The 21,213-nt window shown below is 58.8% G+C and carries 18 protein-coding genes and 1 riboswitch; of the genes, 17 read left to right on the forward strand and 1 reads right to left on the reverse strand.

What is annotated here, in order from left to right; all coding sequences use genetic code 11:
- The first annotated feature begins 22 nt into the window (after positions 1 to 22).
- From mutS to HPY71_03680, 13 genes are all read left to right on the forward strand, one after another.
- Positions 23 to 2,809 carry a DNA mismatch repair protein MutS gene (gene mutS, locus HPY71_03620; protein NPV52595.1) on the forward strand — a complete coding sequence of 929 codons (2,787 nt, stop codon included), beginning with the start codon at positions 23 to 25 and terminating at the stop codon, positions 2,807 to 2,809.
- Between the two features lie 19 nt (positions 2,810 to 2,828).
- Positions 2,829 to 2,969, forward strand: a complete 141-nt coding sequence (locus HPY71_03625; protein NPV52596.1) for a hypothetical protein — start codon at positions 2,829 to 2,831, stop codon at positions 2,967 to 2,969.
- A 13-nt stretch (positions 2,970 to 2,982) separates the two neighbouring features.
- Positions 2,983 to 4,971: a DNA mismatch repair endonuclease MutL gene (gene mutL / locus HPY71_03630; GenBank protein NPV52597.1), complete on the forward strand. Its 1,989-nt coding sequence runs from the start codon at positions 2,983 to 2,985 to the stop codon at positions 4,969 to 4,971.
- A gap of 170 nt (positions 4,972 to 5,141) precedes the next feature.
- On the forward strand, positions 5,142 to 6,098 hold the full coding sequence (miaA, locus tag HPY71_03635) for a tRNA (adenosine(37)-N6)-dimethylallyltransferase MiaA (GenBank protein NPV52598.1): 957 nt from the start codon (positions 5,142 to 5,144) through the stop codon (positions 6,096 to 6,098).
- Positions 6,099 to 6,199: 101 nt separating this feature from the next.
- Complete coding sequence (hfq, locus tag HPY71_03640) at positions 6,200 to 6,475, forward strand: RNA chaperone Hfq (protein ID NPV52599.1); 276 nt, start codon at positions 6,200 to 6,202, stop codon at positions 6,473 to 6,475.
- A gap of 132 nt (positions 6,476 to 6,607) precedes the next feature.
- Positions 6,608 to 6,844, forward strand: a riboswitch (cobalamin riboswitch).
- A gap of 227 nt (positions 6,845 to 7,071) precedes the next feature.
- Positions 7,072 to 8,118, forward strand: a complete 1,047-nt coding sequence (locus HPY71_03645; protein NPV52600.1) for a cobalamin-binding protein — start codon at positions 7,072 to 7,074, stop codon at positions 8,116 to 8,118.
- Positions 8,119 to 8,382: 264 nt separating this feature from the next.
- Positions 8,383 to 9,426 carry an iron chelate uptake ABC transporter family permease subunit gene (locus HPY71_03650; GenBank protein ID NPV52601.1) on the forward strand — a complete coding sequence of 348 codons (1,044 nt, stop codon included), beginning with the start codon at positions 8,383 to 8,385 and terminating at the stop codon, positions 9,424 to 9,426.
- 19 nt (positions 9,427 to 9,445) lie between these two features.
- Positions 9,446 to 10,003, forward strand: coding sequence for a bifunctional adenosylcobinamide kinase/adenosylcobinamide-phosphate guanylyltransferase (gene cobU / locus HPY71_03655; protein NPV52602.1), 558 nt, complete (start codon positions 9,446 to 9,448; stop codon positions 10,001 to 10,003).
- 77 nt (positions 10,004 to 10,080) lie between these two features.
- Positions 10,081 to 11,133: a cobalamin biosynthesis protein CobD gene (gene cobD / locus HPY71_03660; protein NPV52603.1), complete on the forward strand. Its 1,053-nt coding sequence runs from the start codon at positions 10,081 to 10,083 to the stop codon at positions 11,131 to 11,133.
- Between the two features lie 207 nt (positions 11,134 to 11,340).
- The gene (cobS, locus tag HPY71_03665) at positions 11,341 to 12,303 is read left to right on the forward strand and encodes an adenosylcobinamide-GDP ribazoletransferase (GenBank protein ID NPV52604.1); all 963 of its coding nucleotides are present in this window, start codon (positions 11,341 to 11,343) and stop codon (positions 12,301 to 12,303) included.
- 25 nt (positions 12,304 to 12,328) lie between these two features.
- Entirely contained in the window at positions 12,329 to 13,450 is a 1,122-nt protein-coding gene (locus HPY71_03670; GenBank protein NPV52605.1) for a GHMP kinase, read from the forward strand.
- A 23-nt stretch (positions 13,451 to 13,473) separates the two neighbouring features.
- A complete protein-coding gene (locus tag HPY71_03675) occupies positions 13,474 to 14,712 on the forward strand; it encodes an aminotransferase class I/II-fold pyridoxal phosphate-dependent enzyme (GenBank protein ID NPV52606.1) in 1,239 nt (412 codons plus the stop codon).
- A 60-nt stretch (positions 14,713 to 14,772) separates the two neighbouring features.
- Positions 14,773 to 15,504, forward strand: a complete 732-nt coding sequence (locus tag HPY71_03680) for a histidine phosphatase family protein (GenBank protein ID NPV52607.1) — start codon at positions 14,773 to 14,775, stop codon at positions 15,502 to 15,504.
- Here the strand turns inward: HPY71_03680 and HPY71_03685 are convergent.
- The gene (locus HPY71_03685) at positions 15,464 to 16,126 is read right to left on the reverse strand and encodes a hypothetical protein (protein NPV52608.1); all 663 of its coding nucleotides are present in this window, start codon (positions 16,124 to 16,126) and stop codon (positions 15,464 to 15,466) included. The genes HPY71_03680 and HPY71_03685 overlap by 41 nt on opposite strands.
- A 449-nt stretch (positions 16,127 to 16,575) precedes the next feature.
- Here HPY71_03685 and HPY71_03690 point away from each other — a divergent pair, with 449 nt between their 5' ends.
- The 4 genes from HPY71_03690 (at position 16,576) to HPY71_03705 (ending at position 21,156) form a co-directional block, all read left to right on the forward strand.
- A complete protein-coding gene (locus HPY71_03690) occupies positions 16,576 to 17,343 on the forward strand; it encodes a GntR family transcriptional regulator (GenBank protein ID NPV52609.1) in 768 nt (255 codons plus the stop codon).
- Positions 17,344 to 17,503: 160 nt separating this feature from the next.
- Positions 17,504 to 18,991, forward strand: coding sequence for a sugar ABC transporter ATP-binding protein (locus HPY71_03695; GenBank protein ID NPV52610.1), 1,488 nt, complete (start codon positions 17,504 to 17,506; stop codon positions 18,989 to 18,991).
- A gap of 22 nt (positions 18,992 to 19,013) precedes the next feature.
- Positions 19,014 to 19,973, forward strand: a complete 960-nt coding sequence (locus tag HPY71_03700) for a ribose ABC transporter permease (protein ID NPV52611.1) — start codon at positions 19,014 to 19,016, stop codon at positions 19,971 to 19,973.
- Positions 19,974 to 20,142: 169 nt separating this feature from the next.
- Positions 20,143 to 21,156: a substrate-binding domain-containing protein gene (locus HPY71_03705; GenBank protein NPV52612.1), complete on the forward strand. Its 1,014-nt coding sequence runs from the start codon at positions 20,143 to 20,145 to the stop codon at positions 21,154 to 21,156.
- Positions 21,157 to 21,213 lie beyond the last annotated feature (57 nt).

The raw sequence follows: 21,213 nt of genomic DNA on the forward strand, positions 1-21,213 counted from the left end.
CTTGAGCGATGCCGTAACCCCGATGCTCCGGCAATACAGGGCAATAAAGGCCAAATACGGGGACGCGATACTATTCTTCCGCCTCGGCGACTTCTATGAGATGTTTTACGAGGATGCGGAGCTCGCCTCGCGCGAGCTGGAGATCACCCTGACATCCCGCGAGGCGGGGAAGGGGCAGCGCATGCCCATGTGCGGGGTGCCGTACCATGCTGCTGAGATTTATATCGGCAGGCTCGTGAAAAATGGCCACAAGGTCGCCATATGCGAGCAGCTGGAGGACCCGAAGCTCACAAAGGGGATAGTTAAGAGGGATGTTATCCGGGTCGTTACGCCCGGCACCGTCACCGACCTCTCCATACTGGAGGAGAAGGCCAACAACTACATCATGGCGATCATCCTCGATCGCGATCGCGGCCGCGACCGCGAAGGGGCTGGCCTGGCTGCCTGCGACGTCTCGACGGGCGAGTTCCTTGTCACTGAGATCACGGGCGATGATGTTGAAAGGCGCCTGGTGAATGAGATAGCCCGCATCCAGCCGGCCGAGTGCCTCGTAGGGCCCGGGGTGCGGGAGAGCGAGAATCTTTGGGGGTTTCTCAGCGGCTTCACCGGGCTTCCCTGCACGGACTACGACGCCGGCCACTTCGCGCCGGGGCCGGCCCGGCGCGTGCTCCTCGACCATTTCAGGATCGCCTCGCTCGAGGCGTTCGGCATCGATGACCGCTCCACGCTCGCCGTGGGCGCAGCAGGGGCCCTCATGGCATACCTGGGGGAGACCCAGAAGTCCTCGCTCGGGCATATTGCCGAGCTGAAGGTCTACTCCACCGCCGGCTATATGACGATGAACGCATCAACACGGAGGAACCTGGAGCTCACGGAGAACGCGCGGGACGGGTCGCGGAAGGGTTCCCTCCTCTCGGTGCTCGATCTCACAATTACGCCAATGGGGGGCCGGCTCCTCCGGAAGTGGATCGAACAGCCATCGCTCGATCTCGGTGAGATCAACAGGAGGCTCTCGGCTGTTGAGGAGTTCGTCAACAGCCTCGTTTTGCGGGAGGACCTCAGGCGGCTCCTGCGGGATGTCCGGGATATGGAACGCCTCGTGGGGCGGGTCTCGTGCGGGCTGGGGAGCGCCCGCGATCTTGTTGCGCTGGATGCGTCGCTGAATGTCCTGCCGGATATCAAGAGGGCGCTCGGCGGGTGCACCTCGCCGGCCCTCAGGTCCCTCCTGTCCCGGTTTGATGACCTGGGCGACATCCACGATTTGCTCGAGAAAGCCCTGGTGAGCGACCCGCCCGCCACCGTGAGGGAGGGGGGCATGATCAGGGACGGGTATGATCCGGACCTTGATCGCCTCCGCAGGGTGAAAAACGAGGGCAAGATGTGGATCGCGAGTCTCGAGGCGCGCGAGCGCGAGCGGACGGGCATCAAATCGCTGAAGGTCGGCTACAACCAGGTATTCGGGTATTACATAGAAGTGACGCGGCCAAACCTGCACCTCGTCCCCGGGGATTACATCCGCAAGCAGACCATGGCCAACGCCGAGCGCTTCATAACCCCCGAGCTAAAGGAGTTTGAATCCCAGGTCCTCGGCGCCGAGGAGCGCATCATCGAGATCGAGTATGCCCTCTTTGTAGACATCCGCGACAGGGTGAGCGCGCAGGCCGAGAGGATACTTGGGGTCGCGCGGCTCGTCGCCGAGCTAGATGTCTTCGCCTCCCTGGCGGAGGTGGCTGAGCGTCGCGGCTACGTGAAGCCCGAGGTGAATGCGGGGGACTCCATCATAATCAGGGACGGCCGCCATCCCGTCGTTGAGGCGATGCTGGACGGGGTCTTCGTGCCTAATGATACAGTCATCATCCCGGCGGAGAACCAGATCATGCTGATCACAGGCCCCAACATGGCCGGGAAATCGACATATATCAGGCAGGTCGCGTTGATCGTCATAATGGCCCAGATGGGGAGCTTCGTGCCCGCGAGTGAGGCCACAATAGGCATTGTGGACCAGGTGCTCACGCGCATCGGCGCGGGCGACGACGTCTCCGCCGGTTACAGCACCTTCATGGTGGAGATGATCGAGACCAGGGAACACCTGGTGGCCGCCGCGCGCCGCCGCATTCGCGCCGGATCCGGGTCCGGCCCTGGGCACTCCCTTGTGCTCGTGGATGAGTTGGGCCGGGGGACCTCGACATATGACGGCATAGCCATAGCCCAGGCCTATGTGGAAGCCATGGCCCGAGCGGGCGGGTGCAAGGTCCTCTTCAGCACCCATTTTCACGAGCTTACCCGGCTCGAGGGGGAGATCGATGGGGTCAGGAATTATCACATGGAGACCGTTGTCAGGGAGGGCAGGCCCGTATTCCTTTACAAAATAGCGCCGGGGCCCGTTGCGCGGAGCTTCGGCATCAATGTTGCGCGGATGGCCGGCTTTGATGCCGCGTTTTGCAGGCGGGCGGAGCAGATCCTGAAGGACCTCGAGAGGAGGAATCCTGAGAGGCTCCAGCTGTCCCTATTCGGCATGGTGGAAGCCGCGAGTCAGATGGAATCTCGGGGGCAGCGGGATGATCAGGGCGCCCCTGTGGGCATTGATGGTAGTATTACAGGCGATGGTGCCGTAGGCGATGCCCCCGCGGATGAGGGGAGCAAGGGAGGGGCCCAATGCGACGGGACTGGACGAGGCGAAGCCGAGTGGGAGATCGAGATTCTCGATTATATCAGGAACCTCGATATAGATAACCTCACCCCGGTCGAGGCGCTCCAAAAACTCCATGAGCTCCAGCAGAGGCTCCGCGCGGCCGGGCAGGTTGATTAGGCCCCATGGGGAGACGGCGATGAACGGTGATGAATTGATGAATTGGCTTGCGCTGTGGGCGCCGGGGCTGTATAATAACCTCATAAAACAGGGTAAGACAAGCAGGAGCGGCATACTGTATAAAACAGGCAGGAGCGGCGTAATACATAATTATCTATGATTAGACTTTATCTATGATTAGACTTCTGGATGACGAGACGATCAACAAGATAGCCGCCGGGGAAGTGGTCGAGAGGCCGGCCTCTGTTGCGAAGGAGCTGGTCGAGAACGCCATCGATGCCGGGGCCAGGAACGTGATCATTGAGGTGCACGGGTCCGGCGTGGAGTTTATGCGCGTAACCGACGACGGCTGCGGGATGACCCGTGACGACGCCCTGCTCGCCTTCGAGCGCCATGCCACGAGCAAGATATCCCGCGCCGAGGACCTCTTCAGCATTTCGACCCTGGGCTTCAGGGGGGAGGCTCTCCCTAGCATCGCGAGCGTGTCGCGTGTAGAGCTCCTGACCCGGCCGGCGGACTCCATCGCCCCCACAGGGACCCGGATAGAGGTCGAGGGGGGCAGGCGGCTCGAGGTCGCCGATGCGGGGGCTCCTCCCGGCACAACAGTTATCGTGCGAGACCTGTTCTTTAATACGCCGGCCCGGTTCAAATACCTGAGGAGCGACGCGACGGAGTTCCGGCATGTATGCGACCTCATCATGAGGCTCGCCCTGGCCCACCCTGAGGTGGCCATAAGGTTCAGCCGCGACGGTCGCCCGGTCCTGACCTCACCCGGCCGGGGCGACCAGATTGGCGCGATCGCCGCATCCTTCGGGACGGGCGTTGCAAAGAGCCTTATAAGGTTCGCCGCGGGTGAGCGGGGAATGGAGATCATGGGGTTCGTAGGGAGGCCCGATTCCTCCAGGACCCGGCGCGATGCCCAGTGTTTCTTCGTGAACGGGCGGTCAATCTGGAGCGCGGTTATCCAGCGCGCCCTGGACAGCGCTACCGCCAAGCTGGTCCCGCAGGGCAGGCACGCCGCCGCCTTCATTTGGTTGAATATCGATCCCTCGCAGGTCGATGTAAATGTGCACCCCACGAAGCGGGAAGTGAAGTTTGAAGATGAGACCAGAATCTACCGGGTGATATTCAATGCCATCCATAGCGCGGTCCAGTCCTTCACGGCGACGCCAGGCATAGCCACAATAGCCACACTCCGGACCGTCCCTGGCACAGGCCACCAGGGGTCTGGGATAGCTCGCCCGCGGCCGGGTTATGAGCCAGGGTATGGGCTAGGGTGGGGCTGGCCAGAAAGGCGCGAGAGATGGTCAATGCATGAGAAACGGCCGCTAGAGGGGGGGCCGGGGCTCGAGAAAAGGCCGGCGGGAGACGGGGCAGCGGCTGCAGCGACTACATGTGAGCCCGCGGGCGCCGCGGATGTAGTTAGGGATGCGCTTGGCCCAACCCGGCTGCCGGTCCGGCTGGTGGCCGCCGAGGTTGCTGCCAGCGTCCTGGCTCAGTTCAAACGGTCCTATATCGTTGCAGAAGCCGGCGATACCCTAATTCTCATCGACCAGCACGCGGCCCACGAGCGCGTGATATATGAGGGACTTCTCAAGGCCAGGTTGCATGACGACGGCGAATCCCAGGGGAGCCCCATTCAACCCCTGCTCATTCCAGTTCCCATCCAGGTCACGCCGGTTATAGCATCGTTTTTCGAGGATAATAAGAATAGGGACGAGCTCCGGAAAATGGGATTCGATATCGAACCCTTCGGCCGGGATGCCTTGCTCTTGAGGGCCGTGCCGGCCATCCTGGGGCGGTTTCCCGGCGGGGACTCGCCCGCGGCTCTGGCAGAAGCAATTCAGAGCCTCGGCGAACCCGAGCTTGCCGGGTGGATGGACCGGGATCAGTCTGCGGATCAGTCTACGGGTCGGTCTGTGGATCAGCCTGCCTGTGCGCATTCCTCTGTCTCTGTCCCGGTCTCTTTTCTTGAGCATTTCGCGGCGCAGGTTGCATGCAAGGCGGCGGTCAAAGCCGGCACCGAGCTCGCTGCCGCGGAAATGCAGCAGCTTGTCGTCGATCTATTTTCATGCGATAATCCATATTCATGCCCTCACGGGCGCCCGACGCTCATCCGGTTTGAGCTCGACACCATCGAAAAGAGCTTCCGGCGCAGATAGGAAGGGGCTCCCGCTGCAGATAGGCGGGGTTACAGGTAGAATGGGGTTGCAGATAGAATAGAGCTGTAGAATTTAAGTGGGGTGGGTGGAGCCGGGCGGAGCGCAGGCAGGTGGAGCCAGGTGGAGCGGGGCGCGGATAGAGCGGTTTTAGAGAAGGGTGGGATAGCATCATGGCAGGCCCCCTGGTTGCGCTGGCCGGCCCGACGGCGGTGGGCAAGACAGAGCTCTCGATCGAGCTGGCCCTGCGGATGAATGCCGAGGTGGTGTCGTGCGACTCAATGCAAATCTACCGTTATATGGATATCGGGACGGCCAAACCATCGCCGGCCGAGAGAAGAGGCGTGCCTCATCACCTCATCGATATCGCCGATCCGGGCGAGGCGTTCAATGTGGCGAGATATCAGGAGCTTGCGCGACGCGCCATCGACGGGATACTCGCGCGGGGGAAGCTCCCGCTGCTCGTCGGCGGCACAGGGCTTTACCTGCGGGCGGCTACGACCGACTACCTCTTCCCGGTGCCCGAGGCAAATTGGGAGGTCAGGGAACGCCTGCGGGTGCAGGCGGAGGAGATTGGGGTCCAGGGGCTCTACGAGGAATTGCGCAGGGTGGATCCCGTGGCTGCCGGGAGGATTCACCCCAATGACCTTCGCAGGATAGTCAGGGCCCTCGAGGTTCACATATTGACCGGCCAGCCAATCTCAGAGCTCCAGGAGGGGCATGAAGGTCGCGTCTTTCACTACAACCCCACCGTGACGATATGTCTCATGCGCAACAGGGCGGCACTCTACGCGCGGATAAACGCCCGCGTTGACCGGATGATCGAGATGGGGCTGGTTGACGAGGTCCAGTGGCTCCTCCAGCGCGGCAACAAAAAGACATTGACCTCCGCGCAGGCCACGGGGTATAAAGAGATTACATACTATCTTGCGGGCCTGTGCACCCTGGATGAGGCTATCAGCCTGATCAAGAGGAATACGCGGCGTTATGCGAAGCGCCAGATTACCTGGTTCAAAAAGGAGCCCGGCGTTACCTGGGTCAACTTAGACGCGTTTGGCAGCTTTTCCGAGGCCGTTGAAAACATCCATCATTTGATTGAAGGGAAACTTGCCGATATGAAGAATAGATAGATATGGAGAATAGATAATACGTCGGAATAGCAGTAGGATCAGCTGTCGTCATTTATAGGATCAGCGGTTGTCATCTACATGTTGTTCTGGGAGGTATAGACGTGAACAAGCCGCAGCCGAATTTGCAGGATGCCTTCCTCAACCAGGTGAGAAAGGAAAGCATCCCCGTAACCATCTACCTGATAAATGGCTATCAAATGAAGGGGCTGGTCAAGGGCTTTGATAATTTCACCGTTGTTCTTGAAAACGACGGCAGGCAAGACATGATATACAAGCATGCGATCTCGACCATCACGCCTTCAAGAGCCATTTCATTCGTGTTTTCGGAGGCGGCGCGGAGAGAGACGGCAACCCAGGATGATTCACCTGCCAGCTAGGCAATGCCAGCCAGGCAATGGTTAAAATCTAATAAAATATAATATTAACAAAATCTAACATGGAGCATGCGGCGAGCACCGCTTGCCGCAAGTGGTGGATGGGTGTCCGGCGGAGGAAGGCTATCTGGAAAATTATTTATTTTAGCTATTCGCCTTCCGCCTGAGGGAGAATAGGGAAGTTGGGGCCCTGCAGGCGCGCCTCTGAGGGCGCGGCTGGGGCAGGGTAAACCACGCGGTCCCGCCACTGTATCCGGGGAGATGCCCTCAAAACGCCACTCGTATCGCGCCTGGGAGCGCCGGGTGCACGGGGAAGGCCGGGGTTTCGGTGATCCGGGAGCCAGGAGACCTGCCTATCCGCCTTGATGCCGTTGAGCCTTCGCGAGAAAGGTAGGTGGGCGCGGGATGACAGGGAACAAAAGAGGTCCTTAACCTTTCCGAGTCGGAGGTTAAGGGCCTTTTCTATAATCAATATCGATTCTATGATCAATTCCATGCTATGACAGGACAGGCTGGCACGCATGCACACGAAGCATACACATGCACGAGGCACACAGAAGCGCACAATAGAAGGGTGGTTGATCAGGATGGGGCCCAAGATGATACACGGGATGATGTTCAGGATGATATTCAGGACGGCATCCAGGACGATATATAGGATGATATATAATAGTAGGGTGATATTATGTAGAAAGGCAGTTCCGGTTATCCTGTTGCTGGTAGGCTTCATGCTCGGGCTTGTAGCGATGATGCCGGTAATGCCGGTACCCGGGCCAGCCGTTAGGGCCATTACGTGCCTGGCAGCCGAGCGGTTCCCGCTGACTGTCGTCGATGATGCGGGGCGGCAGGTGACGATAAGCAGGGAGCCCAGGCGCATCGTATCGCTAGCCCCGAGCAATACTGAGATACTCTTTGCGCTCGGGCTTGGCGACCGGGTCGTTGGCGTGACGACCTACTGTAACTACCCCCCGGAGGCTGCGAAAAAGGAGAAGATCGGGGGTTTTGCGGATCCCAGTATAGAGCGGATAATTCACCTGGACCCTGATCTTGTGGTGGGGGTAAAAATGGGTGAGGGTATAATCCGGGAGCTGCAGAAACTGGGCATACCGGTGATCGTGGTTGAGCCGAAGAGCTTCAATGATACCCTGCGCGTGATCAGGTTCATCGGGCGGGTTACGGGGCGGGACGGCGCCGCGGCCGCACTGGTGGGCGACATGGAGAAGAGGGTGCGGGGCATAACAGAAAAGACGAAGGATATCCCCGAAGGGAAGAGGCCGAAGGTCTACTATGAGATATGGTATGACCCGCTGATGACCGCGGGTCCGGGCACCCTCATAAATGATATCATAGACCTGGCAGGCGGGGTGAATGTTGCTTCGGATGCGGGGGCCCCTTACCCTGAATATAGCCTCGAGGTCCTGCTGGCAAAGAACCCGGATGTGATGATCCACTCGTATGGGCATGCAGGAGGGGACGCGCCGACGAGCGGGGAGATCAAGAAGCGAAAGGGGTGGAGCGCCATGTCCTTTGTCAGGACAGGCCGGATATATCTTGTAAATGCGGATATAATCACGCGCTTCGGCCCTCGTATCGTCGAGGGGCTCGAGGAGTTTGCCCGGGCCATTCATCCTGAGCTATTTAAATAAATAGAGCCCCATGACGCATAAGCGGCACTATCAGAGGATGAAAATGGCTTTAACTAGGGTAATGTTTATTATTGGGGTAGGGGGAATGGAAGAAATAGGGGAATATGGGAAAGGGGCGGGAGCCGCTTGCGTAGTTTGAAGGTGAAAAGCCTGGGATCGAGGGGGCGGGGCCATAGCCGGGGCCAGGGTGAGGGCGAGGAACAGGGTGAGGAACGGGGGCGGGATGCCCATCGGACGGGATCCAGGCAGAGATTGAGGAGAGGCATGATCCTGTCTGTGCTGGCCCTTCTCCTTGCCCTTTCGATCGTGGCTGCGACGGGCACCGGCGCCGTCACGATTCCCCCCGGCGAGGTCGCCGGGGCCATTCTGGGCGGTCTGGATGGCCTCCGCCTCCCCGTGGGAGGCCTCGTGCCGCGCGCTGTCGCGTCCCTGGTGGAGGACGTGCCGGCGACCCACAGGACCATCATCCTGAGCGTCAGGCTCCCCCGAGTGGTGTTGGCGGCCCTGGTCGGAATGTCGCTGGCTGTGGCGGGCACGACATTCCAGGGCCTCTTTAAGAACCCCATGGCTGACCCGTATGTGATCGGGGTTTCCTCGGGGGCCGCGCTCGGCGCGTGCGTGGCTATACTTACCTCGCTGGACCTCAACTTCCTTGGCGTCGGCGCCGTGCCCGCCTTCGCCTTCGTCGGGGCCCTGGCGGCCGTGGCTGTCGTCTACAGGCTGGCGTGCAGGGGCAACAGGGTGCCCGTGACGACCCTGCTCCTCTCGGGCATAGCTGTGGGCTCTTTCCTGTCGGCCATTGTGTCCCTGCTCGTCTTCTTCAGCGGCCAGCAGCTTCACCAGGTGACATTCTGGCTCATGGGTGGGTTCTCGGCCAGAGGTTGGGATTATGTGAAGATATGCCTCCCATATATGGCGGTGGGCTCAATAGTGATTTCCATATTCGCCCGGGACCTGAATGCCCTCGTCTTGGGCGAGGAGCCGGCGCAGCACCTGGGCGTGGATGTCGAGAGGGTGAAGGGGATTCTTCTGCTCACAGCCTCGCTCCTCACGGCCGCGGCTGTATCCGTGAGCGGGCTTATAGGTTTTGTGGGATTGATTGTGCCGCACATTTGCCGGATCATTGCCGGGCCGGATCACCGCACGCTCCTGCCTGCGGCAGCGCTCATGGGGGCCTTGTTTCTGGTCGGGTCCGACACTCTGGCCAGGGTCGTTGTTGCGCCGAATGAATTGCCTGTGGGCATCGTGACGGCGCTCTTCGGCGGGCCGTTTTTCATATACCTGCTGCACCGCAAGGGAGGTTTGTAACAGGGGTGAAGCTATCATCATGATTTCGAATTTGATCCTCATCACCGGCGGGGCGCGGAGCGGCAAGAGCCGTTTCGCCGAGCAGCTTGCTACTTCTCTAGGGGCGCGGGTCGCATATGTGGCTACCGCGACGCCGGGGGATGAGGAGATGAAGGCCAGGATCGAGATGCACAGGGGGCGGAGGCCGCCAGGGTGGGAGACCATCGAGGAGCCCTGCGATGTCTCGAAGGCGATCGAACTCTTGACATGCGGGCAGTGCGGGCACGATGCGGATGTCGTCCTCGTGGATTGCATCACCCTCCTGGTTTCCAACCTGTTGACTGCAGGGAAGGGTGAGGATGCGGTGCTTGAGGAGATATCCAGGCTTGCGGAGGTTGCCCGCACCTCACGTATCCCCGTCATAATCGTATCGAATGAAGTCGGGATGGGGATCGTCCCGGAGTACCGGCTTGCGAGGCTCTACCGGGATGTTCACGGTAGGGCCAATCAGATCCTGGCTGCGGCAGCCAGGGAGGTTTACGTTCTTTTCGCGGGCATTCCCCTGGAGATAAAGCGGCTGGCGCAATCGCCGGGCTGATCGAGCATTTTGCCGGGCCCGCCCCCCGGCCGCTGGCCGCGAGAAGGGGAGAAGGGTAGAGGGGGATCTCATCATAAATGTGGTTGATATGGCCAGCATGGCCGCAGGTGGTTCTGGTGGTCGTGGCATACATGCTTGATCTGGTCATGGGGGACCCACCATGGATGCCTCACCCTGTTGTCGGGCTGGGAAAGCTGATCTCATGCCTGGAGAAGCCAGCGCGGAGGCTCGCGCGCACGGGGTGGCAGGAGCGGGTCTCCGGCGTCTTCATCGCGGTGTTTGTAGTCGGGATCGCCGGATTCTCCACATGGCTTCTCCTTTATGTCGCAGGGTTCGTCACCCAACAGGTTATCAGGCATGTTCCGGGCCCCGTTGTAGAGCGTACTCACCTCTCGAATTATCTAGCGAGTTATCCAGGTTACGCGCTTTCGGCCTTCTTTATATCCACGACCATCGCCCTGCGCGGACTGACGGAGGCCGCCCTGAGCGTGAAGCGAGCGCTCGACCGTGGTGACCTTGCCAGAGCGCGCCGCGAGCTTGGGAAGATCGTTGGCAGGGATACAGCCCGGCTGCCCGTGGATGAGATCGTTAGGGGCACTGTGGAGACGGTTGCAGAGAACACGGTGGATGCCGTCATATCGCCGCTCTTTTATGCATTCCTGGGGGGCGCCCCGCTGGCGATGACCTACCGGGCCGTGAACACACTCGATTCCATGATTGGTTACCGTAATAAAACTTATGTAAACTTAGGTTGGGCATCGGCGAAACTCGATGACCTCGCCAATTACATTCCCGCGCGGGTGGCGGGGGTGGCGCTCGTGGCGGCGGCGTGGCTCACGGGGAAGGACGCGCAGGAGGCATGGAGGATAATCCGGCGTGACGCCCGGAAGCACCCGAGCCCCAACGGTGGGATACCCGAGTCAGCCGTTGCTGGGGCCCTCAGGGTCCGGCTCGGAGGGGTGAACTACTACCAGGGGGTGCCGTCTCATCGCGGCCACCTCGGTGATCCAGACCGGCCGCTTCAGCCGTCTCACATAGACGACGCGATCAGGCTGCTTTATGTAGCATCTGCCATCGCATTGATCCTGGGTGTGGTTGCATCCTGCATCTTGAGCTACATTAAGTCGTGAAACTAAGTCATGAAACGCGATCCCAGGCAGCTCTGCGCCGGACCTGTTACGTCGCACCTGCAAAGAAACTTGGCAGACTGCTCCATCACCCTGCCAAGAAAGTTGGCACTGCGCATGTTCGGGGAGCAAAGACTATCAGGACTTATGAAACGAAATATCAGGCAGAGAAGTAGAAAGCGGGAAGCGGGAAGTAGGGAGTATATCCCAATGAAGAGACAAACAAAGAGAATTCTGCGAGAAGAGAATAGCAATGGATTTATCCTTGCCCTGAGCTTTCTGACAAAGATACCAGTGCGCACAAGCCTGCCTGCAAGTGCGCCCACGAGCCCGCCCGCAGATTCACCTGCAAGTCCGTCCACGGGCCGGCTCGCTGGCCGGCTCTCGGGCCCGGCGGGCGCAGATGCCACCGGCTCCGGCAGTCGCCCCGGTAGCTGTAGCTCCTGCGAAAGTGGAGCCGCAGGCGAGACCGGCGAGGCCGGGAGCTTTGCGGTGCAGCTCGGGCGCTCTGCCGCCTGGTTTCCCGCGGTGGGGGCTCTGATAGGGTGTTTGCTAGCGCTCGTTGGGTTTGCCGCATCGCACGTCTTTTCTACGATGACATGCGCTGTCCTGGTTTTGATCGCCCAGGCGGGGCTTACAGGAGGTATACACCTCGATGGTTTCATCGATACAGCCGACGGGCTCATGAGCGGGCGGGGCCGCGACAGGACGCTGGAGATCATGCGCGATAGCAGGGTGGGGGCCATGGGAGTCATAGCTGCCATCCTGCTCCTCACGCTTAAGGTGGCCCTCCTGGCGGAGATGCCGCGCTGGTTGCTCTATCCATCCTTGTTCGTTATGCCGGCGTTTGGGCGGTGGTCAATGGTCTATGCCCTTTGCCTTTACCCCTACGCAAGGCAGGGCCCCGGCCTTGGAAAGCCATTTGCAGACCATGTTGGCGGGCGCGAGCTCATTACTGCGAGCGTATCAGCCGCCATCCTCGCCGTTGCCGCGTTTGGGTGGGTGCGCGGGCTCCTGGCGGGGCTGGGCGTTTTCCTCGCTACAGCCGCCTTTGCCGCCGGGGTTGCGAGGCAAATAGGGGGGATAACGGGCGATACCTGCGGAGCCACCAATGAGGTAGTAGAGGTGATGACGCTTGCCATCCTCAGAGCGGCATCCCAGTGGTTACCGTAGTGGTTGCCATAGCAGTGCCTGTGATTTGAGCGCCGCGAAGACATCCCAGGTTCGACACGATCAGGCTTTACAGGACTATCAGGCTGTGCAGCGTGGTCAGGCCTCGGCCCCCGGTAGCTGCGGTGAGCTCGTCCAGGGGGCCATCGACGGGGTCGATTTCCTGGTCACGTGCCCCGTGGACCTCTTCGCGACGGCGACGGTTTCGATATGCCAGGAGGCCCGGGAGCATTTCAACCGCCAGCCTATTCCAGGCGTTCCAGGCGGGTGCAATGCAGGCCGGCAGTGCAGGCGCCGGGCCCGGGCGGCGAATCAAAAGGCGCTCATAGCTGCGCTCCGGACACTCGAAATCCTGCATGGAACGGGTGAGATGGCTTCCTATTTCAGAGGGGATTTTCCTCTAGGGCGCCAGTCCGGATGCCAGTCCAGGTGCTGGCCTGATTGCCGGCCCGATTGCCGACTCGATTACTGGCCTAAGGGCTGGCCTGGGTCTCGGCTGGCAATCCACATAGCAAGCGAGCTACCCCGGGCCAAGGGGATGGCTAGCAGCACGGCGGATATAGCTGCGACCTGCGTGGCCACAGCCAGGGCGCTTGGCAGGGAAGGACTGTCGCCTGACGAAATAGCAAATATAGCCCTCGACATTGAACCGACGGACGGCATCATGTTTCCAGGTATCGTCCTGTTTGACCATGTGCGCGGGATTACCCGCCGCAGCCTCGGCCCCCCGCCGCCCATCGATATTCTCATAATAGACCTGGGGGGCGATGTTGACACGATCGCATTCAACAGCCGGGATGATCTTGCAGCGCTCAACTGCCGTAAGGAGCCCATCGTGCGGGATGCCCTGGCCCTTGTGGAGGAGGGGATAAGGCTTGGAGACGCGGCCATGGTCGGAGAAGGGGCCACGCTGAGCGCCCTGGCCCACCAGAGCATCCTACCGAAACCCGAGCTTCCTGACCTTATTCGCCTTGCAAAAAAGTCGGGAGCCGTCGGCGTCAACATTGCCCACAGCGGGACGGTGGTGGGCATCATCATCGACAGGAAGCGGGGGGATTCACGTGAGGTGACGGAGAGGCTCAGACGGGGAACCCCGGCCTCCCGCCATATACTCGGGGAAGTTCAGGTTATAGGCGGCGGTGTCTTATGAGCAATTCTATGAGGAGCAATTCTATGAGCAATAAGGAACGGGAAAGGACCCATGGGGGCAACATCAGGGCAGCGATGGGGCGCTATGGCCTGGGAGAGGCCGGCATGCGCGATTCCGAGATCCTGGATTTTAGCGCCAACATAAACCCACTGGGCCCACCCCGGAGCGTCTTAGATGCCATCATCAAAAACCTTCCCGGCATCGCCAGGTACCCTGACCCGGAATGCGTGGAGCTGAGGCGTGAGATAGCGAGGCACCTGAGCATTTCCCTGGCCAATAACGCCCCGCCCGCCAACGCCCCACCCGGCCACATACCGGCCGGCGACGCCCCGGCCAGCAGCGCTCTGGGCAGCAACGCTCTGGACGAAGGGCCGGCGAACGGCATCACGCCAGATAATATTATCGCTGGAAATGGCGCGGTCGAACTGGTATACTTAATTGCGAAGGCGGTGAAGCCCGGGGTGGCCATCGTCCCTTGCCCGGCGTTTTCCGAATATGCGCTGGCGGTGAGGAGCGAGGGCGGCGATATAAAGAGGGCATATCTCCGGCCTGATCGAGGGTTTAATATCGACCCTGGGGAGATCGCGTCCGCGCTCCCGGGCGCCGATATCCTGTTTATATGCAACCCTAACAACCCCACTGGCAACCTGTGGCCGCGGGAGGCGCTGCTTCATATAGTCGGCGAGGCCGCCAGGGCTGGAGCCTTTGTTGTTATTGATGAGGCCTTCGTCGACTTCGTCGACGATGAGAAACAGGTGACGGTTGTGGATGAGGCGCCCCGGAGGGAAAACCTTATTGTCCTGCGCTCCATGACGAAGATCTTCGCCATACCCGGCCTGCGGCTGGGCTATGCCGTGTGCTCCAGCGAGATGGCGCAGAGGCTCGCATCCCTGCGAGATCCCTGGAGCGTCAATTCCCTGGCCCAGGCTGCGGGCATTGAGGCGCTGCGCGACAGGGATTATATCGTGCAGACAAAGAAGCTCATCCGGCGCGAGAGGGGTTTCCTCTACGACGGCCTCGCCGGGCTCCCGGGCATCGAGGCATATAGGCCCGAGGCAAATTTCATCCTGGCCCGGATTGCGGCCTGCGCCACCAGAGCCGGTGATCTTGCCGCTGGGTTGGGGAGGCGGGGGATCCTGATCAGGGATGCCAGTTCCTTTGACGGCCTCGATGAGGCCTATTTCCGGGTTGCGGTCCGCACGAGGCCGGAGAATGAGCGCCTGCTTGAGGCGTTAGGGGATTGTTTGATGGGGGCAATATAGTACGCCGGAATTGGAATAATAGCATGCTGGAATTCTGGAATTGGGGTGTCTAAATTTAAGATGTCTAAACCAGAAATGATATCAGGAATAATACCTGGATATGAGATAGATGAGAGCAGAATAGATGAGGGCGAAATAGATGGATGCAGGATGGATAAGGGCAGAGCGTTGAGGATAATCGTTATCCGTCATGGCCAGACTGACTGGAATAGGGAGGGCAGGTACCTCGGGCATACGGATATGCCCCTGAACGAGGAGGGGAGACGGCAGGCCCAGGAGGCGGCAGATCATCTCAAAGCGGAGCATTTCGCAGCTATCTACGCCAGCGATCTCAGGAGGACAATGGAAACGGCCTGGATCATAGCCAGGCCGCACGGGCTCACGGTCAATCCGGTCCCCGGCCTCAGGGAGATGAATTTCGGTGCGTGGGACGGTCTTACCTACGAGGAAATTATAGGCGGGTATGGAGACATGGCGCGTAGGTGGTTTGATGATCCTACAGCCGTCACGCCTCCAGGGGGCGAGAGCGTGGTCCAGGTCTGGAGCCGGGTGGTTAATGCCCTCGATACCGTCTATGAATCTGAAATCAGATCTCGCGCATCAGGCACGGTCGCCATCGTCACGCACGGCGGCCCGATCCGGGTGGTCAGGTGCCTTCTCGAACACAGGAGCCCCGCAGACCTGTGGAAGGTCAGGCACGCTGCGCACGGAACCATCGCAGGGACGTTTCTGATAGAGCCGTCTCTCAGGCTCAGTGAGTTGCCGTCCTGCCTGGCCCAGGCCCGAGTTTAGGCTCCTCCGGAGCTCCAGGCTCGAGCCTATTCCCCACGCCAGGCTCGGGCGGGCCCTGCGCCTGCGCGCCCGGCGGCGCCGCCGCGAGCCCTCCGTAAAGAAGCTGTTTTACGGCCTTTCTTATGGCTTCATCGCGGGCGTTCTGGCCAAGCCATTCGATGTAGCCGGGATCCCGCTGGAGGATCTCGCCTAGAGTCCTGCGGGCGTATTTGCCGAACCCTATCACGAGATCCTCGGGGTCGATTATGTCAGGAATATCCTCCTCTGGGGGTACCTGGCCCCCCAGTTCCTCCCATGCAACCATATCGATCCCGATGCTATCTCGTAGGGCCCTGCTCTTCGCTCGTGTCGCGGCCATTCTCAGTAGATGGGGCTGAATCGTCCTGTTTACGCTCTCGGGCGATGCGTCACCGACCTCCTTGAAGACCCCGTCCTGGGTCTCGACCTCGGCCTCCACCACGGCGTACATGCCATTCTCCTTGCTCGGAACCTGGATAACGTTTGTCGTTATGCGTTTCAAGCCTCGCTGCCGGGCAAGCTCGAGGAGGCCGCCATAGAGAACATAATCCCGCCCCTGCAAAGTCCTTACAAATCTCTCGCGAAACTCCTTTGGAAGCTCCATATGAGCTGACACCTCGCGACGGTCCGGCATCTTTCTGGCTGCCAGGTATCATGCCGGTTGCCAGTCAAAATGGCCGTGGTAGCGATGCCGGGATATTCTCATCTTACAATCATAGAATCTCACTCCCCGTCATGTCTCATTCATATTTATCTTCATCGTTGACTCCAGTCCGGAATGGCATTTATTTATATGAATTTTTATCGCTATCTTGCAGGAATATCCCGTTTATTATCGAATATATCACATCGCTAACAAGTTGTAGGTACAATACAACATTACATAAAATCATACAAATATAAGAGCATACAGGATAACATCTTTTCGGCTAGACCCGCATGCCGCGGGGCAGCACCACAGAGAATGAAAATGCCTTTGAAAGTAATGGTCATTTTCGGGGTGGAGTGAAGAAGGTTCAAGTCCACATACAAGGGACCCGGGAGGCGATATGGTTGGCAGGGCGGTCAATAGAAGAATCGAACCCGTTACCCCTTTATCACCAGCTCAAGGAGCTCCTAAGATCCCAAATTGAAGGGGGTGAGTTCCCTGTCGGTGCTCGCCTGCCGAGCGAGGTGGAGATTGCTGAGGAATATAAGATCAGCCGCTCTACAGTCCGGCTCGCCATCCTCGATCTCGTGCGCGAGGGCCTTCTCTATCGCAAGCAGGGCAAAGGGACTTTTGTCGCCAATCCCAAGATAACGCGGGGAATGCCTGGCGTAACAAGTTTTACTGAGGACATGAAAGCCAGGGGCCTAAAGCCTGGAGCCAGGGTCTTGAAGTTTGAGATTGCAGTCCCGCCTCAGAGGGTTGCGGTGAGCCTCAGGTTGAGGGATAAAGAGGAAGCGGCAAGGATTGAACGCCAGATGTTGGCAGATGATGAACCGATCGCCTTTCATATTTCCTACTTGCCTCTTTCAGTATGGAATGCCATAAACATAAAACCCGAGGACCTGAATGACCAGTCGCTGTTCTGGTGCCTCGAGAATAGAGCGAGAATCGTGCTGGATGAAGGCCTGGAAACCATCGAAGTTGGGATTGCAGATGCCTATGTTGCATCGATTTTAGGGATCAAGAAGGGTAGTCCGGTGCTGCTCCTCGAACACCTGGTATCTTCGGTTGATGGGGAACCAGTGGAGTTTGCGACCAACTTTTATCGCGGGGACAGGTATAAGTATTACATAAAGCATAAACGCCAGAGGATCTCGTTTATGAGGAGGTAACCGACTATTATTACCACCTGGGCAAGCGGAAACAGTGGTGATTGTGTAGATATGGCTGGCTATTCCAGGCCGGGCAAGGGGCTATTAGGCAAGGGTCTATCAATTTGGGAAATAGCTCGCGCAAAGGGGGCGCCAGGCTTTGAGTGAATTCCTCCTGGAAATGCGGAATGTCAACAAGAAATTCCCCGGCGTTATCGCCCTCCAGGATGTTAGCTTCGCCCTGAGGAGGGGCGAGGTCCATGTGCTTCTGGGCGAAAATGGCGCAGGGAAATCCACTTTGATGAAGATCCTCAGCGGGGCCTACCCGATGGATTCCGGGGAGATCTTTGTAAAAGGAAAACGGGTGGAGATCAAGAGGCCCCAGGATGCGCAGGATCGCGGGATCAGCATAATCCACCAGGAGTTTAACCTGGTCCCTCACCTTAGCATTGCCCAGAACATCTTCCTGGGCAGGGAGCCTGTGGAGGGGCGCCTTATCAAGACCATTGCATGGCAGGAGATGTATAGAAAAACTGCCGAAATTCTCGGTCGTTTTGATATAAACGTATCGCCACGCACCCCTGTGAGGGAGCTGGGTGTGGCGATGCAGCAGATGGTCGAGATAGCCAAGGCGCTCTCAGTCAACGCCGAAATCGTCGTCATGGATGAACCGACAGCTGCCCTCACTACGGCGGAAACAGAGAAGCTTTTCCAGGTTATAAAGGCGTTAAAGGCCCAGGGTGTGAGCATTATCTACATTTCGCATCGGTTGGAGGAGCTCTCGAAGATTGGCGATGTAGCTACTGTGCTCCGGGATGGGCACAATGTCGGCACGGTAGATCTCAAAAATACGGATACCGACACCCTTGTGCGCATGATGGTGGGGAGAAGCCTTACGGATATGTTTCCCAAGGAGAGCGTCCCACGGGGCAAAGAGGCCCTCAGGGTCGAGAACCTGTGCGGCAAAGGGATCAATGGTATTTCTTTCACGGCGCACGAGGGGGAAGTCCTGGGCCTTGCAGGGATCGTGGGGTGCGGGCGCACAGAGCTCGCCCGGGCCATCTTTGGTGCGGACCCCATATCCGCCGGCAAGGTGTATGTAGATGGGCGTGAGGTATCGATATTATCTCCCAGGCAGGCGATAAAGGCTGGTATCGCCTACCTTACTGAGGATAGGGGCAGGGAGGGGCTTATCCTCGGCCTGCCGGTTCGCGAGAATATAGGGCTTCCGGTGCTGGATACTATTTGCCGGGCTGGCATCGTGAATTCCAGGCGCAAGTCAGCGCTCGCTGCCAGCTTTGTGAAGAGCCTTGGCATAAAGACTCCCAGGCTCTCCACCCCGGCCCGGTCGCTCAGCGGCGGCAACCAGCAAAAGGTGGTGCTTGCCAAGTGGCTCGCCACGAGGGCAAGGGTCATCATTTTCGATGAGCCCACTCGGGGCATAGATGTTGGGGCTAAATGGGAGATATATCAACTCATGAACGAGCTGGTTAAGCAGGGCACGTCGGTCATTATGATCTCTTCGGATCTCCGGGAGATCCTGGGGATGAGCGATCGCATCCTGGTTATGCGAGAGGGATGCATCACCGGAGAGTTCGATAGAAGCGAAGCTACCCAGGAGAATATCCTATATTGCGCGGCGGGGGGTAAAAGTGGTGTTAATCAATAATGAATTGGCAGGGACAAATCCGGTGAGCACGGAGGCTACAAAACCCCGGTTCGGTCAGGCGCTGGTCATACAGTACTTGCAGCAGATCGGCATCCTGGCAGGCTTCATTGTCCTCATCCTTGCTTTTGCTATTTTGTCGCCTTACTTTCTGACCCTTGACAATCTGCTTGCAATAGCGCTGCAGTCGGCAATAAACGCCGTTATCGCCCTCGGGATGACCTTCGTAATAGCCACGGGCGGGATAGACCTATCCGTGGGCTCGATTGTGGCTCTGGCAGGCGTCATCATGGCCGACCTGATGAGGAGCGGCGTCGGGGTCCCCGTTAGCATGCTGGCTGGCACAGTGATCGGGGTGGGGTGCGGCACAGTAAACGGCCTCCTTATAACCAAGGCAAAGCTTCCCCCCTTCATTGTGACGCTTGGCATGATGAGCTTCATTCGCGGATCGGCCTTGATATATACGTCTGGCCAGCCCATATATGGGGTGCCCGCGGCCTTTAGGTTCCTAGGCAGCGGTTATATCGGCGCAATCCCCGTACCCGTAATTATTGCAGCAGTTGCAGCGGGCCTTGCCTATTTCCTCCTCAGGAAGACGAGGTTTGGGGAATATACCCTGGCTATAGGAGGCAATGAAGAGGCTACGCGATTGTCAGGGGTGAATGTCGGGTTTTACAAGACGCTGGTGTATTCATTTTGCGGCCTGATGTGCACCCTTGGTACTATAATCCTGGTCGCCCGGCTGAATGCAGCTGAACCGATAGCGGGCTTCAACTATGAATTAGATGCTATTGCAGCCACGGTCATGGGTGGCACAAGCCTCGCCGGTGGTCAGGCCAATATCCTGGGCACCATGGTGGGCGCCCTCATAATGGGTGCCCTGCGGAATGGGCTGAACCTGCTGAACGTCCAGGCCTTTTACCAGCAGCTTGCTATAGGCGCTGTGATAATTCTGGCGGTGCTGGTCGACAGGTTCCGCAAATAACGTGGCAACCGGAGGGACCTGATGGAATACAAGGTTATGGCTTGTGGGGGGTGGATGTATAGAGTTTAGAGGCTCTTTATCTTATATCTTATGATTAGTCCCGGGAAGAAATGCAACAACTGTGTGATTGAAAACTGTATGAATGAATATGATTGGAGGAATGCGTTCTATGCTGATGAGAAGGTTGGTAGCTGGTTGTATTGCCTTTTTACTGGTGGGTGCAGCGGCACTCTCAGTTTCCCGGACGGCCGGTAGCATTCTTGCGGCCCCTAATCAGATGACCGCGGAGGAACTCGAGAAGGCCCTCGGCCCGGTGCCCAAGCCGTCAAAGCATTATAAGATAGGCGCCATCGAGAAAACCCTCATCAATGAGCACTGGCAGGAAATGAAGAAGGGCTATGAGGATGCGGCTAAAAAATATGGTATCACGGTTGAGGTCGGCGCGGTGGACACTGAGCAGGATCTTATGAAGCAGCTGAACCTCGCGGAGACCTTCATAGCAAAGGGATACGATGCCCTCGCGGTTTCGCCCCTGACGGCATCCAACCTCGTCCCGGCTCTGGAGAAGGCGACCAAGAAGGGTATTCCCATTCTGAATGTCGATGATTCCAGGATTACGGAGGTTCCGATCACGGCGTTTGTCGGCGCAGACCATCGCTTGATGGGCGTCTACGCGGCCGATTACTTTGGGAAGCACGTCAAGAGCGGCAAGGTAGCCCTGATCGAGGGCATGGCCGGGTCCCCCGCTAGCCAACAAAGGGTGGCCGGTTTTACGGAGACGATAAAGAATTACCCTGGGCTCAAGCTGGTCGCAAGCCAGCCGGGCAACTGGGACCGGGTTCAGGCTATGAACGCCGCGGCCAATATTATACGAGTTCACCCCGACCTGAAGGCGATCTATGCATGTAACGATACGATGGCGCTCGGCATCGTCGAGGCCGTTGTCAACGCCGGCAAGGCTGGCAAGATAATGGTCATAGGGACTGATGGTGTTCCCGACGCGATCAAGTCCATCCGCGAGGGCAGGATGACGGGAACCATCGCGGCATTCCCATATGAGATGGGAAGGATCGCTACAGAGGTCGCTATCAGGGTGCTCGAGGGCCAGAAGGTTCCCCCTGTGATAGTCTCGCCCATGGTGTTGGTGACCAGGGACAACTTGGATAAGTACTTCAAGAAATGACTTTGTTTCAAGAGATAATCCCATAATCTCCTCGCGAGCTGGCTGGGGCAGGGGCTC

It is taken from the genome of Bacillota bacterium, assembly GCA_013178125.1.
Lineage (GTDB): Bacteria > Bacillota > SHA-98 > Ch115 > JABLXJ01 > JABLXL01.

Excerpts from the sequence above, each read along its gene's own strand:
- cobS (NPV52604.1), top strand. The coding sequence starts at position 11,341 with ATGAAGAGACAAACAAAGAGAATTCTGCGAGAAGAGAATAGCAATGGA.
- HPY71_03675 (NPV52606.1), top strand. The coding sequence starts at position 13,474 with ATGAGCAATAAGGAACGGGAAAGGACCCATGGGGGCAACATCAGGGCA.
- cobD (NPV52603.1), top strand. The coding sequence starts at position 10,081 with ATGTGGTTGATATGGCCAGCATGGCCGCAGGTGGTTCTGGTGGTCGTG.
- cobU (NPV52602.1), top strand. The coding sequence starts at position 9,446 with ATGATTTCGAATTTGATCCTCATCACCGGCGGGGCGCGGAGCGGCAAG.
- mutL (NPV52597.1), top strand. The coding sequence starts at position 2,983 with ATGATTAGACTTCTGGATGACGAGACGATCAACAAGATAGCCGCCGGG.
- HPY71_03705 (NPV52612.1), top strand. The coding sequence starts at position 20,143 with ATGCTGATGAGAAGGTTGGTAGCTGGTTGTATTGCCTTTTTACTGGTG.
- HPY71_03680 (NPV52607.1), top strand. The coding sequence starts at position 14,773 with ATGTCTAAACCAGAAATGATATCAGGAATAATACCTGGATATGAGATA.
- miaA (NPV52598.1), top strand. The coding sequence starts at position 5,142 with ATGGCAGGCCCCCTGGTTGCGCTGGCCGGCCCGACGGCGGTGGGCAAG.
- HPY71_03685 (NPV52608.1), bottom strand. The coding sequence starts at position 16,126 with ATGGAGCTTCCAAAGGAGTTTCGCGAGAGATTTGTAAGGACTTTGCAG.
- HPY71_03695 (NPV52610.1), top strand. The coding sequence starts at position 17,504 with ATGCGGAATGTCAACAAGAAATTCCCCGGCGTTATCGCCCTCCAGGAT.
- HPY71_03650 (NPV52601.1), top strand. The coding sequence starts at position 8,383 with ATGATCCTGTCTGTGCTGGCCCTTCTCCTTGCCCTTTCGATCGTGGCT.
- HPY71_03625 (NPV52596.1), top strand. The coding sequence starts at position 2,829 with ATGAACGGTGATGAATTGATGAATTGGCTTGCGCTGTGGGCGCCGGGG.
- mutS (NPV52595.1), top strand. The coding sequence starts at position 23 with ATGCTCCGGCAATACAGGGCAATAAAGGCCAAATACGGGGACGCGATA.
- HPY71_03645 (NPV52600.1), top strand. The coding sequence starts at position 7,072 with ATGATACACGGGATGATGTTCAGGATGATATTCAGGACGGCATCCAGG.